General features: G+C 64.0%; 15 protein-coding genes. 7 read left to right on the top strand and 8 right to left on the bottom strand.

Going from position 1 to position 15,188, the window contains the following annotated elements; translation table 11 throughout:
- Position 1: 1 nt before the first annotated feature.
- From FXB40_RS49885 to FXB40_RS14365, 7 genes are all read right to left on the bottom strand, one after another.
- Positions 2-130 (bottom strand): hypothetical protein, encoded by a 129-nt coding sequence (locus tag FXB40_RS49885; protein WP_283812908.1) that lies wholly within the window; start codon positions 128-130, stop codon positions 2-4.
- A gap of 1 nt (position 131) precedes the next feature.
- Positions 132-488 carry a hypothetical protein gene (locus FXB40_RS14390; protein ID WP_148773028.1) on the bottom strand — a complete coding sequence of 119 codons (357 nt, stop codon included), beginning with the start codon at positions 486-488 and terminating at the stop codon, positions 132-134.
- A gap of 17 nt (positions 489-505) precedes the next feature.
- Complete coding sequence (locus FXB40_RS14385; protein WP_148772841.1) at positions 506-697, bottom strand: hypothetical protein; 192 nt, start codon at positions 695-697, stop codon at positions 506-508.
- 127 nt (positions 698-824) lie between these two features.
- Positions 825-1,742, bottom strand: coding sequence for a 4-hydroxy-tetrahydrodipicolinate synthase (gene dapA, locus FXB40_RS14380; RefSeq protein ID WP_148772840.1), 918 nt, complete (start codon positions 1,740-1,742; stop codon positions 825-827).
- A gap of 24 nt (positions 1,743-1,766) precedes the next feature.
- Positions 1,767-2,015 (bottom strand): hypothetical protein, encoded by a 249-nt coding sequence (locus FXB40_RS14375; RefSeq protein ID WP_187436877.1) that lies wholly within the window; start codon positions 2,013-2,015, stop codon positions 1,767-1,769.
- 134 nt (positions 2,016-2,149) lie between these two features.
- Positions 2,150-2,428 (bottom strand): hypothetical protein, encoded by a 279-nt coding sequence (locus FXB40_RS14370; protein WP_187436876.1) that lies wholly within the window; start codon positions 2,426-2,428, stop codon positions 2,150-2,152.
- A gap of 22 nt (positions 2,429-2,450) precedes the next feature.
- Positions 2,451-2,915, bottom strand: a complete 465-nt coding sequence (locus FXB40_RS14365) for a hypothetical protein (protein WP_187436875.1) — start codon at positions 2,913-2,915, stop codon at positions 2,451-2,453.
- Between the two features lie 442 nt (positions 2,916-3,357).
- On the opposite strand from FXB40_RS14365, the gene FXB40_RS14355 reads away from it, so the two are divergent.
- The 6 genes from FXB40_RS14355 (at position 3,358) to FXB40_RS14330 (ending at position 11,502) form a co-directional block, all read left to right on the top strand.
- On the top strand, positions 3,358-3,447 hold the full coding sequence (locus FXB40_RS14355) for a K(+)-transporting ATPase subunit F (protein WP_038965694.1): 90 nt from the start codon (positions 3,358-3,360) through the stop codon (positions 3,445-3,447).
- Between the two features lie 112 nt (positions 3,448-3,559).
- Positions 3,560-5,263 (top strand): potassium-transporting ATPase subunit KdpA, encoded by a 1,704-nt coding sequence (gene kdpA, locus FXB40_RS14350; protein ID WP_148772836.1) that lies wholly within the window; start codon positions 3,560-3,562, stop codon positions 5,261-5,263.
- A gap of 17 nt (positions 5,264-5,280) precedes the next feature.
- Positions 5,281-7,395: a potassium-transporting ATPase subunit KdpB gene (gene kdpB / locus FXB40_RS14345; RefSeq protein WP_148772835.1), complete on the top strand. Its 2,115-nt coding sequence runs from the start codon at positions 5,281-5,283 to the stop codon at positions 7,393-7,395.
- A gap of 51 nt (positions 7,396-7,446) precedes the next feature.
- Positions 7,447-8,052 carry a K(+)-transporting ATPase subunit C gene (locus FXB40_RS14340; protein WP_148772834.1) on the top strand — a complete coding sequence of 202 codons (606 nt, stop codon included), beginning with the start codon at positions 7,447-7,449 and terminating at the stop codon, positions 8,050-8,052.
- Positions 8,053-8,092: 40 nt separating this feature from the next.
- On the top strand, positions 8,093-10,816 hold the full coding sequence (locus FXB40_RS14335; RefSeq protein ID WP_148772833.1) for a sensor histidine kinase: 2,724 nt from the start codon (positions 8,093-8,095) through the stop codon (positions 10,814-10,816).
- Positions 10,813-11,502, top strand: coding sequence for a response regulator (locus tag FXB40_RS14330; protein WP_148772832.1), 690 nt, complete (start codon positions 10,813-10,815; stop codon positions 11,500-11,502). The genes FXB40_RS14335 and FXB40_RS14330 overlap by 4 nt, the downstream gene beginning before the upstream one ends.
- A gap of 10 nt (positions 11,503-11,512) precedes the next feature.
- Here the strand turns inward: FXB40_RS14330 and ku are convergent, their stop codons facing one another.
- Positions 11,513-12,397: a non-homologous end joining protein Ku gene (gene ku, locus FXB40_RS14325; protein ID WP_148772831.1), complete on the bottom strand. Its 885-nt coding sequence runs from the start codon at positions 12,395-12,397 to the stop codon at positions 11,513-11,515.
- Between the two features lie 118 nt (positions 12,398-12,515).
- On the opposite strand from ku, the gene ligD reads away from it, so the two are divergent.
- Complete coding sequence (gene ligD, locus FXB40_RS14320; RefSeq protein ID WP_148773026.1) at positions 12,516-15,182, top strand: DNA ligase D; 2,667 nt, start codon at positions 12,516-12,518, stop codon at positions 15,180-15,182.
- Positions 15,183-15,188: the final 6 nt, after the last annotated feature.

The following is a 15,188-nucleotide window of genomic DNA, read 5'->3' as shown; positions in this document are numbered from 1 at the left end:
TCTAGACGCCGAGCCCGCGCGCTGCGAGCGTGATCACGATGGTCAGGATTGCACCCCAGACCAGGCTCAGCGTCATGGTCAGGATGGTCGTGGTGACCGCGTGTTCGAGATGTCCCTTGAGAAGATGCACGCTAGTCTCTCAGCAAACGCGCAACCAGCACGATCAGCGGATTGCCGCGGTTCTCGATGTCGAGCTCGAAGGTGTCGGTGGGAAACACCAGCGCACACCGCGCAGGCTTGCTCTGCCGGTTGGCGAAATCGACCGCCGAGCTCTTGAACAGGAACAGGCCGCCGATGCGTCCGTGCGCCTCGCGGGCGACCCAGAGGCCGGCCTGGTTGCGGCCGATAAAAAAGGCGGGAATGGCGTCGCTGATCACATCGGGATCGAGCGGCTTGAGTTCTACCGCCGGCACCTGACGCGGCTGGCGATGAGTGGCTTGAAGGGCGATCGCGGCCATGGCGGCCTCCTCACACATCTGCAACGTCATGATGGTCACCGCTGTCTTCAGGCGTGGAGATGCCAGACGAAGATCGCTGTCTTCAGCGCGATGAGCGCAGTGAACACGCCGCCCATGGTGAGCACCGCAAGTGCGCGCAGAGCGACGCGCTTGAGTTGGGCCTTGCGCGACGTCGACATCCGCGGCCGGCGCTCCAGCCAGTCAAGAGGCCGTTCAAGGCCCTGTGTCAGCATCGACATGTCCGATAGTCCTTCTCTGCAGCGGCTGCCTTGGCCGGTATGATCTGCCGGATATGATGAGCGTGGCAGCATAGGAATGCGAGACGGGAGGCTGTGCCGTCATATAGGAGCGCTATAAAGGCGCGTCCTACGCGCCGACGCTATCGATCAGCTCCTCATCGGCGATCGCGGCGAATGCTCGCACAACCTCTCTCTGCGCGGCCGCGTCCAGCAGCACGATAGGCAGCCGTGTAGCCGCCGACATCAGGCCAAGCACACTCAGGGCGTATTTGAGCGCGGCTGGACTTTCCCGGGAGAGGCAGGCAATCAGCGGGACGAGGCGCTTGTGTAGATAGCGCGCCGATTGCAGGCGGCCCTGCCTGACCTGCGAGAAGATCGTCCGGCAGAGATCCGGTGCGATGTTGGAAACCTCCGAAATCGAGCCGTCGCCGCCGCCGGCGATGTAGCCGAAGGCGGTGGTGTCGTCGCCAGAGAGCAGGCGAAAGCCGGCCGGCAGCAGCCGGCCCAAGCGCATCGGGCGGGTGACGTCGCCGCTACCATCGCGCAGGCCGACGAATTGGCGGGATTCGACCAGACGCAGCAGCGTCTCGTCGGCGAGTGGGCGCAGCGTGCGGGAGGGAACGTCGTGCAGGATCACCGGCAGTCCGGTTGAGCCGGCAATGGTGCGGAAATGCGTAAGCATCCCCTCCTGCATCGGCTTGTTGTAGGCGGGCACCACCGCGATGATGGCATCGGCGCCGGCCGCCTCCGCCTGCTGCGCAAGCTCGATGGCGCGGCCGGTCGCATTCGACATCACACCGGCGATAACCCGCACGCGACCGCGGACGACATCGACCGCCGTGCGAATGACAAGCTCTTGCTCGGCGGGCGAGAGCGTCGGCGCCTCGCCCGCCGTCTCGCAGACGACGAGCGCGGGAACACCGGCTGCGATTTGGCGTTCGCACAACGCGGCGAACACATTGAGGTCGATCGCGTCAGCCGCATCGAACGGCGTCGGCAGATCCGGAATAAAGCCTGTGAACCAGGCAGAGGGAGGGATGAACATGGCGTTTCGCCGAATGCGGCCTGCTCAGGCGGCGCGCTGCGAGAGGTCGGGGTGTTTACCCATGTCGAGCTCGATCTCGCGCGGCAGTTCGACGATGGTCTCGGGGTGCTGTCCGTTCTCGAACAGCGCATATTTGATGGCCTGGGCGCGGCTGACGAACAGGCCGCCATAGAGGCCGTTCTGCTGCTGGGCAATCCACTGTCCCCTGTGGTTGCGGCCGATGAAGACGATGCTTGAGAGGGAGCTGCACGAGGGAGGTTCGACGAGTTTCACGGACGTATTCCTTCCGATTGAACGAGGTCGCGGGCGCATGTCCCCGCAACCGTCCGATCAATATCGAAGCAAGCAGATATGATTTCGAGTGAGGCTGCGCGGCGATCTCATAGGCGCATCATAAAGGCGGGCGTTCAGGTCAGTTCATTGACGACATGAACCAGGGCGAAAAGCGCGCCAAAAGCGGCGCATTCGTCCCAATGATTGAGGGCGGCACCGAACGGTGTTTCGCGTTTGAGAAGGGCAACAGCAGCACACAGGATGATCGACATCCAAAGCAGGGCTTTGAGGCTTCGTCCGAATCCGATGCTGCCGAACGCTGCGAAGGCAGCGAGAAGCGCTACGCGCACGGCAAAGCGCGCTATGATCCGCGCCGGGCTCAGGGCCCGCGATATGTCCGAAGATTGCGGCAAGGCATGAACCGGACCGGTTGGCTTAGCTGAAATTCTCGCAGCCGACCGGTTCGTAGAACGGGTCAGGGGCGGGGCGCACGGTGGGCACGCTCGGTCGCGACGCTTCCGCGGCCAAGGCCTGGACTTCGACGAAAGCCGACAGCAGCGCGATCGCGAGGTCGCCGTGGCATCCCTCGACAGCCGCGTCGAGCCAATCCGGCAGCTCGCGTTCACGCGAGAGTGCGCAATGCCATTCACCTTCATCATAGGCGATCCGGCGGACCTGCCACAGCGGCAGTTCGAGCTCCATCAACGCGAGCGCGGCGTCGGCCCAGGCCTCCGCATCGATCAAGCGCATCACGCGAGCGGTGCGCTCGGTCTGTCCGAGCGAGGGAAATCGGCGGCAGGCCTTGTCGATGATCTCGAGCATCAGCGGCCGCGTCATGTCTTGCGCATTGCGCAGGCGGTCGCCAAGCGAGGGCAAATCGTAAAGTCGTAGAGCGGTCATCTCAGGCCTCCTGGAATTGGCGTCGGTCAGTCGGCCGGCCTCTTCAGGATGGCGAGAAGGGCATTTGAAAACGAGAGGGGCACAGGGCGGGAGATATAAAGATTCCATAAGTGCGGGCGCTCACGCATGAGTAACGCGATGCGCCACCGGCCGCCCCGCCCTTTATGAGATTCCTATAACTTCGCCATAGCCCTCGTCTCGAAAACCTATGCCCGTGGTGGCACTTCAATACGGTCAAAAGTCCCGTTTTGGGGCCGTGGAAATGCGTTGCGCTTCTCTCCACGAGCTCCGCCGGGTCCCCGAGAAAGTGTTGCTCCCGATATAGGGACGCAACGAGGAGCAATCCCATGATGGACATTCTGATGCTGGCGCTGGGCTTGGGCTTCTTTGCCCTTGCGATCGGCTACACCTACGCCTGCGAACGGTTGTGAGGGAGCGGACCATGATCTTCGATTATGCACTCGCCGGCGCCGTCTCGTTCGGCCTCCTGTTCTACCTCACTTACGCGCTGCTGCGGCCCGAGCGGTTTTGACCGGTGCTGCTGCTTGTCGAATTGCTGCTGGCGGACATTGCGCTCGTCGGCTGCCTGCTTGTGGTGCTCCTGCCGCTGTTGCGCCGGACGCCGAGCCTGAAGGGTTAATGCCATGACTGTGATCGGTTGGCTCCAGATCATTCTTTTCTGCGTTATCATTGTCGCGCTCACAAAGCCGCTCGGCTGGTACATGACGCGCGTGTTCACCGGTGAGAAGACGTTTCTCTCGCCGGTGCTGCGTCCGATCGAGGCCGGCATCTACTGGATCTCCGGCGTCGACGAGAAGCGCGAGCAGCATTGGCTGACCTACACGGTCGCGATGCTGCTGTTCCATGTCGGCGGTTTCCTCATCATCTACGGCTTGATGCGCTTGCAGGCCGTTCTGCCCTTCAATCCGGCGGGGCAGGGTGCGGTCGCTGAAGACCTCTCCTTCAACACCGCGATCTCCTTCATCACCAACACCAACTGGCAGAACTACGGCGGCGAGAGCACGATCTCCTATCTCGTGCAGATGGTCGGCCTGACGCATCAGAATTTCCTGTCGGCGGCCACCGGCATCGCGCTCGCGGTTGCGTTGATCCGCGGCTTCTCGCGGGCGTCGATGCGGACCGTCGGCAGTTTCTGGGTCGACGTTACCCGCACCACGCTTTATGTACTGCTGCCGATCTGCGTGGTCTACACGCTGTTCCTGATCTCGCAGGGCATGCCGCAGACGCTCGGCGACTATGTCGAGGCCACCACGCTCGAAGGTGCCAAGCAGACCATCGCGGTCGGCCCGGTCGCCTCACAGGTCGCGATCAAGATGCTCGGCACCAATGGCGGCGGCTTCTTCAATGCCAACGCCGCGCACCCCTTCGAAAACCCGACCGCGCTGTCGAACTTCGTGCAGATGCTGTCGATCTTCGCGCTGGGCGCCGCGCTGACCAATGTGTTCGGCCGCATGGTCGGCAACCAGCGCCAGGGCTGGGCGATCCTCGCCGTGATGGGCGTGCTGTTCATCGCCGGCGTCGCCGTTACTTATTGGGCGGAGGCCAACGGCACTTCGACGCTCCATGCGCTCGGCCTGACTGGTGGCAATATGGAAGGCAAGGAGGTCCGCTTTGGCATCGTCGCGTCCTCGCTGTTTGCCGTGATTACCACCGCCGCCTCCTGCGGTGCGGTCAACGCCATGCATGACAGCTTCACCGCGCTCGGCGGCATGATCCCGTTGATCAACATGCAGCTCGGTGAAATCATCATCGGCGGCGTCGGCGCCGGCCTTTACGGCATGCTGCTGTTCGTCGTGCTCGCGATCTTCGTCGCAGGCCTCATGGTCGGCCGCACACCGGAATATGTCGGCAAGAAGATCGAGGCGCGCGAGGTCAAGATGGCCATGCTCGCGATCCTGGTGCTGCCGCTGATGTATCTGGGCTGGACCGCGGTCGGCGTGGTCTATCCGTCGGCGGTCGCCTCCATGGCGAATGCCGGTCCGCACGGCTTCACCGAAGTGCTCTATGCCTATACGTCGTCGACCGGCAACAACGGCTCGGCCTTCGCAGGTCTCACCGGCAACACCTTGTTCTACAACCTCACGCTCGCCAGCGCGATGTTCGTCGGTCGCTTCTTCATGATCATCCCGGCGATGGCGATCGCGGGTTCACTGGCCGCGAAAAAATCCATTCCGCCGTCGGCGGGCACGTTCCCGACCACCGGCGGGCTGTTCGTCGGTCTCGTCGTCGGCGTGATCCTGATCATCGGCGGCCTCACCTTCTTCCCGGCCCTCGCACTCGGCCCGATCGTCGAGCATCTCGCGATGAATGCCGGTAACGTCTTCTGATTGCTGGAGTGACCTCCATGGACACCATGAAACTGCAAAAACGCGCTTCTGTCTCGGCAATGCTCGATCCCAAGATCGTCGTGCCCGCGATCCGCGCATCCTTCGCCAAGCTCGATCCACGGCTGATGATCAAGAACCCCGTGATGTTCGTGGTCGAGATCGTGGCCGCGCTCACCACCGTGATCTTCCTGCGCGATCTCCTCACAGGCGGCGCCAATCTCGGCTTCACCTTCCAGATCATCCTCTGGCTCTGGTTCACGGTGCTGTTCGCGAATTTCGCCGAAGCCGTGGCCGAAGGCCGCGGCAAGGCGCAGGCCGATTCGCTGCGCAAGACCCGCACCGAAAGCCAGGCCAAGCTCCTAGCCGGCGCAGGCCGGGATTTCAGGCTCGTGCCAGGCACGAGCCTGAAGGTCGGCGACATCGTGCTGGTCGAGGCGGGTGATACCATTCCCTCCGACGGCGAGGTGATTGAGGGCGTCGCGTCCGTCAACGAAGCTGCCATCACCGGCGAATCCGCGCCCGTGATCCGCGAGTCCGGTGGTGACCGTTCTGCGGTGACCGGCGGCACGCAAGTGCTGTCCGACTGGATCCGCGTCCGCATCACGGCGGCGCAAGGCTCGACCTTCATCGATCGCATGATCAAGCTGGTCGAGGGCGCCGAGCGGGCCAAGACGCCGAACGAGATCGCGCTCAATATCCTGCTGGCCGGTCTGACCATCATCTTCGTATTCGCCACCGTCACCATTCCGAGCTATGCCGCCTATGCCGGCGGCTCGATCTCGGTGGTCGTGCTGGTCGCGCTGTTCGTGACGCTGATCCCGACCACCATCGGTGCGCTGCTGTCGGCGATCGGCATCGCCGGCATGGACCGCCTGGTGCGCTTCAACGTGCTGGCGATGTCTGGCCGTGCGGTCGAGGCCGCCGGTGACGTCGACACGCTGCTGCTCGACAAGACCGGCACCATCACGCTCGGCAACCGCCAGGCGACGGCGTTCCGACCCGTGCGGGGCGTCAGCGAGCAGGAGCTGGCGGACGCCGCCCAGCTCGCCTCGCTCGCCGATGAAACGCCGGAAGGCCGTTCCATCGTGGTGCTGGCCAAGGAGAAGTATGGCATCCGCGGCCGCGATATGGCCGAGCTTGGCGCGACCTTCATCCCGTTCACGGCGCAGACCCGCATGAGCGGCGTCGATGCCGGCGGGTCGTCGGTGCGCAAGGGCGCGGTCGACGCGATGCTCAACTATGTCGGCGGCGGCACGCCGCTGGCCGTTGCCTCCGGCAATACGGCGCGCGCCATTCAGCCTGCGGGGCTGTCGGATATCGGCCGTGAGGTCCAGACCATCGCGGACGAGATCTCGAAGGCCGGCGGTACGCCGCTCGCGGTGGCCAAGGACGGCAGGCTGCTCGGCGTCATCCAGCTCAAGGACATCGTCAAGGGCGGTATCCGCGAGCGCTTTGCCGAGCTGCGCCGCATGGGCATCCGCACCGTCATGATCACCGGCGACAATCCGATGACGGCGGCCGCGATCGCGGCGGAAGCCGGCGTCGACGATTTCCTGGCGCAGGCAACGCCCGAGGACAAGCTCAAGCTGATCCGCGACGAGCAGGCCAAGAGTAAGCTGGTCGCCATGTGCGGCGACGGCACCAACGACGCGCCGGCGCTGGCGCAGGCCGATGTCGGTGTTGCCATGAACACCGGCACGCAGGCCGCGCGCGAGGCCGGCAACATGGTCGATCTCGACTCCAACCCGACCAAGCTGATCGAGGTGGTCGAGATCGGCAAGCAGCTGCTGATGACGCGCGGTGCGCTGACGACCTTCTCGATCGCCAACGACGTCGCAAAGTATTTTGCGATCATCCCGGCGATGTTCCTGGCGTTCTACCCGCAGCTCAACGTGCTCAACGTCATGAACCTGTCGAGCCCGCAGAGCGCCATCCTGTCGGCGATTATCTTCAATGCGCTGATCATCATCGGGTTGATCCCGCTCGCATTGAAGGGCGTCGCCTATCGCGCGGTCGGGGCCGGCGCGCTGCTCCGCCGCAACCTGCTGATCTACGGCCTCGGCGGCATCATCATTCCCTTCATCGGCATCAAGGCGATCGACCTCGTCGTTGTTGCCTTGCACCTGGCCTAACCGGCGTCCCAGGGCGCGCCCCGGCCGCGACGAAGATATTGGAGACCCAACATGCTCAGAGAAATCCGCCCCGCCATCGTCCTGTTGCTGGTGCTCACCGCCATCACGGGCCTGGCCTATCCCCTCGCCATGACCGGCATTGCCGGCGCGATCTTTCCGGCACAGGCGAAAGGCAGCCTGATCGAGAAGGACGGCAAGGTGGTCGGCTCCGCCCTGATCGGCCAGGAGTTCAAGGACGACAAATACTTCCACGGCCGTCCTTCGGCGACGCTGGCGCCGGACCCGAATGATTCGACCAAGACGGTCTCGGCGCCCTACAACGCCGCCAATTCGGGCGGCTCCAATCTCGGCCCGACCAGCAAGGCGTTGGCCGACCGGCTGAAGGAGGACGTGGACAAGCTGAAGGCCGAGAATCCCAACGCCGCTGTTCCGGTTGATCTCGTCACGACTTCGGCCAGCGGGCTCGATCCCGACATTTCCCCGGAAGCCGCGCAATTCCAGGTGCCGCGTGTGGCCAAGGCGCGGAATGTATCGGAGGATCAGCTTAGGCAGATCGTCACCTCCAACACCCAGGGCCGTCTGCTCGGCCTGCTCGGCGAACCCCGGGTTAACGTTCTAGCCCTGAACCTCGCACTGGATCGTGCATCCGCGAAGTAGTGGTCTAGGCTCGCGGCACACGGATGATTATATTCGCAACATGGTCCGAGAGCGCCGCGATCCCGAACAACGTCCGTCTCCCGAGGCGCTGCTGGAAGCCGCGCGCCGGGAGGAGGGCGCGAGCGGCAAGCTGAAGATCTTCGTCGGCGCCGCCCCCGGCGTCGGCAAGACCTACGAGATGCTGCAGAGCGCTCATGCCAGGCGCAAGGCCGGCATCGATGTCGTGGTCGGCTTTGTCGAAACCCACGGCCGCGCCGAGACCGAAGCGCTGGTGCGCGGGCTTGAAGTGGTCCCGCGCAAGCGGCTCGATTACCGCGGCCAGATCGTCGAGGAGCTGGACCTCGACGCCGTGATCGCGCGGCACCCGAAGATCGCCTTGGTCGACGAGCTTGCCCACACCAACGCAGCCGGGAGCCGCCACCCCAAGCGCTATCTCGACGTCGAGGAGCTGCTCTCCCACGGCATCGACGTCTACACCGCCGTCAACATCCAGCACATCGAGAGCCTGAACGATGTCGTCGCGCAGATCACCCATGTGCGGGTGCGCGAGACCGTGCCGGATTCGATCTTCGATCGTGCCGATGCGATCGAGCTGATCGACCTCACGCCCGACGATCTGATCCAGCGCCTGCGTGAGGGCAAGGTCTACGTCCCCAAGCAGGCCGAGCGGGCGCTGGAGCATTATTTCTCGCCGGGCAATCTGACCGCGCTGCGCGAACTCGCGCTGCGGCGTACGGCGGAGCGGGTCGACGAGCAGCTGCTCACGCACATGCAGGCGAACGCCATCGCCGGTCCCTGGGCCGCGGGCGAGCGCATCCTCGTCTGTGTCAGCGAGGATCCGCGCGCGGCCGGGCTGGTGCGCTACACCAAGCGGCTGGCCGACCGGCTGCATGCTCCCTTTACCGCGATCTCGATCGAGACGCGGCGCTCGCTTCAGCTCTCGGACCAGGAGCGCGACCGGCTCGCCGATACGCTGCGGCTCGCGGAGTCGCTCGGCGGCGAGGCGCTGACCATTCCGGCCGTCGGCCGGCGCATCGCCGACGACGTCATCAATTTCGCGCAAGGCAACAACGTCACCCAGATCGTGATCGGCAAGTCGACGCGCTCGCGCTGGTTCGAGATGGCGCGCGGCTCGGTCGTGCATGATCTGGTGCGCCGTGCCGGCAATATCAGCGTTCACGTCATCCCCGGCGACGAGCTGCCGGACGAGGCGGTGCCCAAGACGACGGTGCAGACTGCGGCGCGATCCGAGCCGTTCAATCCGCTGCCCTATCTGAAGGCGCTCGGCATCGTGCTGGTCGGCCTCGGTGCTGCAGTGCTGCTGCAACCGCGATTCGGCATCGAGAACGTCGACCTCGTATTGCTCACCGCCGTGGTGGCTGTCGCAGTACGCTACGGCTTGTGGCCGTCGTTGCTCGCGAGCCTTGCAGCCTCGCTCGCCTATAATTTCTTTTTCCTGCCGCCGGTCTACACTTTCACCATCACGGATCCGACCAACGTCGCGGCGTTCTTTTTCTTCATGCTGATCGCGATCCTTGTCTCGAATGTCGCCGCGCGCGTGCGCACACAGGCCGACACCGCGATCGGCCGCATCAGGACCACCGAGCAGCTCTATGCCTTCAGCCGCAAGCTCGCCGGCACCGCCACGCTCGACGACGTGCTGTGGGCCTCGGCCTATCAGATCGCACTGATGCTGAAGGTCCGCGTGGTGCTGCTGCTGCCGGAGGACGGGCTTCTGACGGTGAAATCCGGCTATCCGCCGGAGGACCAGCTCGACCAGGCTGACCTTGCGGCCGCCAACTGGGCCTGGAGCAACGATCGCTCCGCCGGCCGCGGTGCGGATACGCTGCCTGGCGCCAAGCGGCTGTTCCTGCCGATGCGCACCGGGCGCGGCCCGATCGGCGTGATCGGCATCGACAATGATCGCACTGGCCCGCTGCTGACGCCGGACCAGCGTCGGCTGCTGGATGCGCTGGTGGATCAGGGCGCGCTCGCGATCGAGCGCGTGCTGCTGGTCGAGGACATGGATAGGGTCAAGCGCACGGTTGAGTCCGAACGGTTGCGCTCGGCGCTGCTGACATCGATCTCGCACGACCTTAAGACGCCGCTCGCTTCCGTGCTGGGTGCCGCCTCGACCATGCGCGATCTGGCCGGGGCGTTGTCGGACACCGAGAAACGCGATCTGCTCGCCACCGTGATCGACGAATCCGAGCGGCTCAACCGCTTCATCGCCAATCTGCTCGACATGACCAAGCTCGAATCCGGCGCCATCGTGCCCAACACGGCACTGCACGATCTCGGCGAGATTGTCGGCAGCGCGCTGCGGCGGGCCGCCAAGATACTGACCGGGCACAAGGTGGAGCTGGTGCTGGCCACCGATCTGCCGATGCTCCAGCTCGATGCCGTGCTGTTCGAGCAGGTGCTGTTCAATCTGCTGGACAACGCCGCGAAATATTCGCCGGCCGACACCACGGTTTCAATCAAGAGCCAGCGCGAGCGGGATCAAGTGATGCTGCAAATCGCTGACGAAGGCGCCGGCATTCCGCCCGATGAGCTCGAAAGCATCTTCGACAAGTTCTATCGCGTGCAGAAGGGCGATCACGTCCGTCCCGGCACCGGGCTTGGGCTTGCCATCTCGCGCGGCTTCGTCGAGGCGATGCGCGGCACGATCTCGGCCGCCAACCGGGGCGACCGCAGCGGCGCGATCCTCACCATCCGTCTGCCCGTTCCGGCGCAGACCAAAGCATTGGATACCGCCGCATGAGTGCTGCCCCGATCAAGGTTTTGGTGATCGACGACGAGCCGCCGATCCGCAAATTGCTGCGGATGGGGCTCTCGACGCAGGGCTACGAGATTTTGGAGGCGTCGAACGGCAAGATCGCGCTGGAGAAGCTCATCGAGGATCCCGCGCTGATCATTCTCGATCTCGGCCTGCCCGACATCCAGGGCCATGAGCTGTTGCGCACCATCCGCGCCCGCAATGAAGCCGTGCCGATCGTGGTGCTGTCGAGCCGCGGCGACGAGGCCGGCAAGGTACAGGCGCTCGATCTCGGTGCCGATGATTATCTGACAAAGCCGTTCGGCATGGACGAGCTATTGGCGCGCCTGCGCGCCGCGCTGCGGCACCAGCTGCAGGTCCAGGGCGAACGCCCGGTGTTTCGCACCGGCGATCTCTCGGTCGATCTCGTGCGTCGCATCGTCAAGATCGGCGAGCGCGACATCAAGCTGTCGCCGAAGGAGTATGACCTGCTGCGCGTGCTGGTCCAGCACGCCGGCAAGGTGCTGACCCATCGCTTCCTGCTGAAGGAGCTCTGGGACGAGCTGACCGACGCGCAATATCTGCGCGTCTACGTCCGCCAGCTCCGCCAGAAGATCGAAGCTGATCCGGAGCGGCCGCAATATGTGCTGACGGAGACGGGGATCGGGTACCGGCTGAAGGCGGGGGATTGAGGGGAGAGAGTTACCCCGCTTTCCTCTGCCGCCCCGTCGACCGCTGCGTCTTCCTGACAGTTTGCTGCCGCCCGGTCCCGCGCCGCGCATGCGACTTCGACGCCGTCTTTTTCCCACCACGTCCCTTCAGGCTCTGCTTCAGTGCATCCATCAGGCTGACGACGTTGCTCGGGCGCTCCTCGGGTTCGGGCAGCTCGATCTTCTTGCCGCTGGCCTTGCGCTTCACCAGCGCTTTCAGCGCGTTTTCATATTCGTCCTTGAACTTGCTCGGATCGAAATGCGCAGCCTTGGTGTGGAGGATATGCCCGGCGAGCTCGACCATGTCCTTGGTGATCTTCGGGCTCTTGATGTCGTCGAAGAACTGGTCTTCGTCGCGCAGCTCGTAAGGGAAGCGCAGCGTGGTGCCGAGCAGGCCCTTGCCGAGCGGCTCGATCGCGATGATGTGCTCGCGATTGGTGAGCACGATTTTTGCGAGCGCGACACGGTCCTGATCCTTCATGGCATCGCGGATCACGGCAAAGGCGTCAACCGCGGCCTTGCCTTCGGGCGCGATGTAATAGGGGTGGCTGAGATAGCGCTGGTCGATCTCTTCGCTCGGCACGAAGCTTTCGATGTCGATGGTGTGGTTGCTCTCGATCTGCACCGCCTCGAGCTCTTCCGGCTCGATCTCGACATATTTGCCCTTGCGCAGCTCGTAGCCGCGGCCCTTCTGGTCGCTCTCGACGACATCGCCGGTCTCGGCATCGACCATCTGCTGCTTGAGCCGGTTGCCGGTCTCGCGGTTGATCATGTGAAAGCGGGTCTTCTCCGCCGCCGTGGTCGCGGGGTAGAGCACGACCGGGCAGCTGACCAGCGACAGCTTCAGCGTTCCCTTCCAATAGGCGCGGGGAGCCATTCCATTCTCCAGTGATTTCAAGGCTTTTCAGGAACTCCAACCGGGCTCCGGGGTTTTGGTTCCGGCTGGGACTTTTGCCGTGATAGGCTCCCACGCCGAAAGAAATGCGGGACCGGTCGTGCTGCGAAAACTCTCCACCTACCGCGAGAAACGTGATTTCGAGAAGACACCGGAGCCGTCCGGCAAGACGGCAGTGGCGCCGTCAAAACAGCGGCGCTTCGTGATCCAGAAGCATGATGCGACCCGGCTGCATTACGATTTTCGGCTCGAATTCGACGGCGTCTTCAAGTCCTGGGCGGTGACAAAGGGCCCTTCGCTCAATCCGCACGACAAGCGGCTGGCGGTGGAGGTCGAGGACCATCCGCTCGACTATGGCGATTTCGAAGGGACTATCCCCGAAGGCCAGTATGGCGGCGGCACGGTGATGCTATGGGACCGCGGCACCTGGGACTCCGATGACCCGGAAGCCGGTTTCAAAAAGGGGGATCTCAAGTTCATCCTCCACGGCGAGAAGCTGCATGGAAGCTGGGTGCTAGTGCGGATGCGGAACGACCGCACCGGCGGCAAGCGCACCAACTGGCTGCTGATCAAGCACCGCGATGAATACGCCAGCAAGGGTGAGGATATTTTGGCAGAGGACAAGTCGGTCGCCTCCGGCCGCGCGATGGCGCAGATCGCCGGAGGCAAGGGCCGCGCACCAAAGCCCTTCATGCTGGCAAAGGGCAAGGGCAAGGCGGATGCGGTCTGGCAGTCTAACCGCGCCGAGGAGAAGAGGGGGCGGACCGTCAAGCCGGCGCCTCGCGTGGCCTTGAAGAGCATCAAGACCACGAAAGAGAAGGCGACGACCGCGACCACGGCCAAGCAGGTCTCGGAGATGCCGGACTTCGTCGCGCCGCAGCTCTGCACGCCGGTCGAGCGTCCTCCGTCAGGCGATCGCTGGTGCCACGAGATCAAGTTCGACGGTTATCGCGTGCAGCTCCGGGTCGATGGCGGCAAGGCGACGCTGAAGACGCGGACGGGGCTCGACTGGACTGACAAGTTTGCCGCGATTGCGAAAGAGGCCAGCACACTGCCGGACGCCATGATCGATGGTGAGATCGTCGCGCTGGATCAAAGCGGCGCACCAAATTTTTCGTCACTGCAGGCCGCATTGTCCGACGGCAAGACCGAGGATTTGATCTTCTTTGCTTTCGATCTCCTGTTCGGCGAGGGCCTCGACTATCGCCGCCTGCCGCTCGGCGAGCGCAAGGCGCGGCTCAAGGAGATTCTGGCGGCACGCAAGCGGAAATCGAGCCTGATCCGCTATGTCGCACATTTCGAGAGCGACGGCGACACGGTGCTGCAATCGGCCCTGAAGCTCGAGCTTGAAGGCATCGTCTCGAAGAAGCTCGATGCGCCTTACCGCTCGGGGCGAACGGAAGCCTGGACCAAGACAAAATCCCGCGCCGGCCAGGAGGTCGTGATCGGCGGCTGGAAGACGACGGCGGGGAAATTTCGCTCGCTGATGGCGGGCGTCTATCGCGGCGATCATCTTGCTTATGTCGGCATCGTCGGCACCGGTTTTGGCGCCGACAAGGTCAAGCGCATCATGCCGTTCCTGAAGGAGGCGGCAGCGAGCGAAAGCCCCTTCGGCGGCAAGAACGCGCCGAGGAAGACGCGCGACGTGCACTGGGTCAAACCGGAGCTGGTCGCCGAGATTGAGTTCGCCGGCTTCACCGCCGACGGCAACATCCGCCAGGCCGCCTTCAAAGGCCTGCGGCAGGACAAGCCGGCCGAGGAGGTCGAGGCGGAAACGCCTGCGGATACCGAGCTCGCCAAGCCCTCCGCCAGAAAGCGCGTTGTAGCAAAGCCTGCCAAAGCGAAGGGGACCGCCGAGGTGATGGGCGTCGTCATCTCGAAGCCGGAGAAGGAGCTATGGCCGGACGGCGGCGACGGCGAGGGTGTGACAAAGCTCGATCTCGCGCGCTATTTCGAGGCCGTCGGCCCCTGGACGATCGAACACATTAAGGGCCGCCCTTGTTCGATCCTGCGCGCGCCCGACGGCATCAATGGCGAAAAATTCTTCCAGCGGCATGCCATGCAGGGCACGTCGAACCTGCTCGAGCTCGCAAAGGTGTCCGGCGATCGCAAGCCGTATTTGCAGATTGATCGCGTCGAGGGGCTTGCCGCGGTCGCGCAGATCGGTGGCGTCGAGCTGCATCCCTGGAATTGCGCGCCGGATGCCTATGACACCCCGGGCCGGTTGGTATTCGACCTCGACCCGGCGCCGGACGTCAAATTTGCCGATGTCGTCGACGCCGCCAAGGAGATGCGCCAGAGGCTCGCCGATGTCGGCATGGAGAGCTTTTGCAAGACCACTGGCGGCAAGGGGCTCCACGTGGTGGTGCCACTGCTTTACGGCGCGCGCGACAGAGTGAGCTGGAAGGAAGCCAAGGCGTTCGCGCAAGGCGTCTGCCAGTGGATGGCCGATGACGATCCCGATCGCTATCTGCTCAACATGTCGAAGAAGCTGCGCAACGGAAAAATCTTTCTCGACTATCTGCGCAACGATCGCCTGTCGACCGCCGTGGCGCCGCTATCGCCGCGTGCACGCGATGGCGCGACCGTATCGATGCCGGTGACCTGGGCGCAGGTGAAGGGTGATCTCGATCCAAAGAAATTCACGGTGCGGACGGTGCCGGGTTTGCTGGCGCGCTCGAAGGCGTGGGAAGGTTATAACGATGCGGCCGCGCCGATCAAGGCGGCGATGAAGAAGCTAGCAGGGAAAAGAAGTAGGGTGGGTTAGCGAAGC

Origin of the sequence: Bradyrhizobium rifense (assembly GCF_008123425.1) — a bacterium.
GTDB classification, from domain to species: Bacteria; Pseudomonadota; Alphaproteobacteria; order Rhizobiales; family Xanthobacteraceae; genus Bradyrhizobium; species Bradyrhizobium rifense.
This window is presented reverse-complemented; position numbering and strand designations above follow the sequence as displayed.

What these genes read in the sequence shown, in the direction of transcription:
- FXB40_RS14330 (WP_148772832.1), top strand. Translation starts at nt 10,813, where the DNA reads ATGAGTGCTGCCCCGATCAAGGTTTTGGTGATCGACGACGAGCCGCCG.
- dapA (WP_148772840.1), bottom strand. Translation starts at nt 1,742, where the DNA reads ATGTTCATCCCTCCCTCTGCCTGGTTCACAGGCTTTATTCCGGATCTG.
- FXB40_RS14340 (WP_148772834.1), top strand. Translation starts at nt 7,447, where the DNA reads ATGCTCAGAGAAATCCGCCCCGCCATCGTCCTGTTGCTGGTGCTCACC.
- FXB40_RS14335 (WP_148772833.1), top strand. Translation starts at nt 8,093, where the DNA reads ATGGTCCGAGAGCGCCGCGATCCCGAACAACGTCCGTCTCCCGAGGCG.
- kdpA (WP_148772836.1), top strand. Translation starts at nt 3,560, where the DNA reads ATGACTGTGATCGGTTGGCTCCAGATCATTCTTTTCTGCGTTATCATT.
- FXB40_RS14385 (WP_148772841.1), bottom strand. Translation starts at nt 697, where the DNA reads ATGTCGATGCTGACACAGGGCCTTGAACGGCCTCTTGACTGGCTGGAG.
- kdpB (WP_148772835.1), top strand. Translation starts at nt 5,281, where the DNA reads ATGGACACCATGAAACTGCAAAAACGCGCTTCTGTCTCGGCAATGCTC.
- FXB40_RS14365 (WP_187436875.1), bottom strand. Translation starts at nt 2,915, where the DNA reads ATGACCGCTCTACGACTTTACGATTTGCCCTCGCTTGGCGACCGCCTG.
- FXB40_RS14355 (WP_038965694.1), top strand. Translation starts at nt 3,358, where the DNA reads ATGATCTTCGATTATGCACTCGCCGGCGCCGTCTCGTTCGGCCTCCTG.
- FXB40_RS14390 (WP_148773028.1), bottom strand. Translation starts at nt 488, where the DNA reads ATGACGTTGCAGATGTGTGAGGAGGCCGCCATGGCCGCGATCGCCCTT.
- ku (WP_148772831.1), bottom strand. Translation starts at nt 12,397, where the DNA reads ATGGCTCCCCGCGCCTATTGGAAGGGAACGCTGAAGCTGTCGCTGGTC.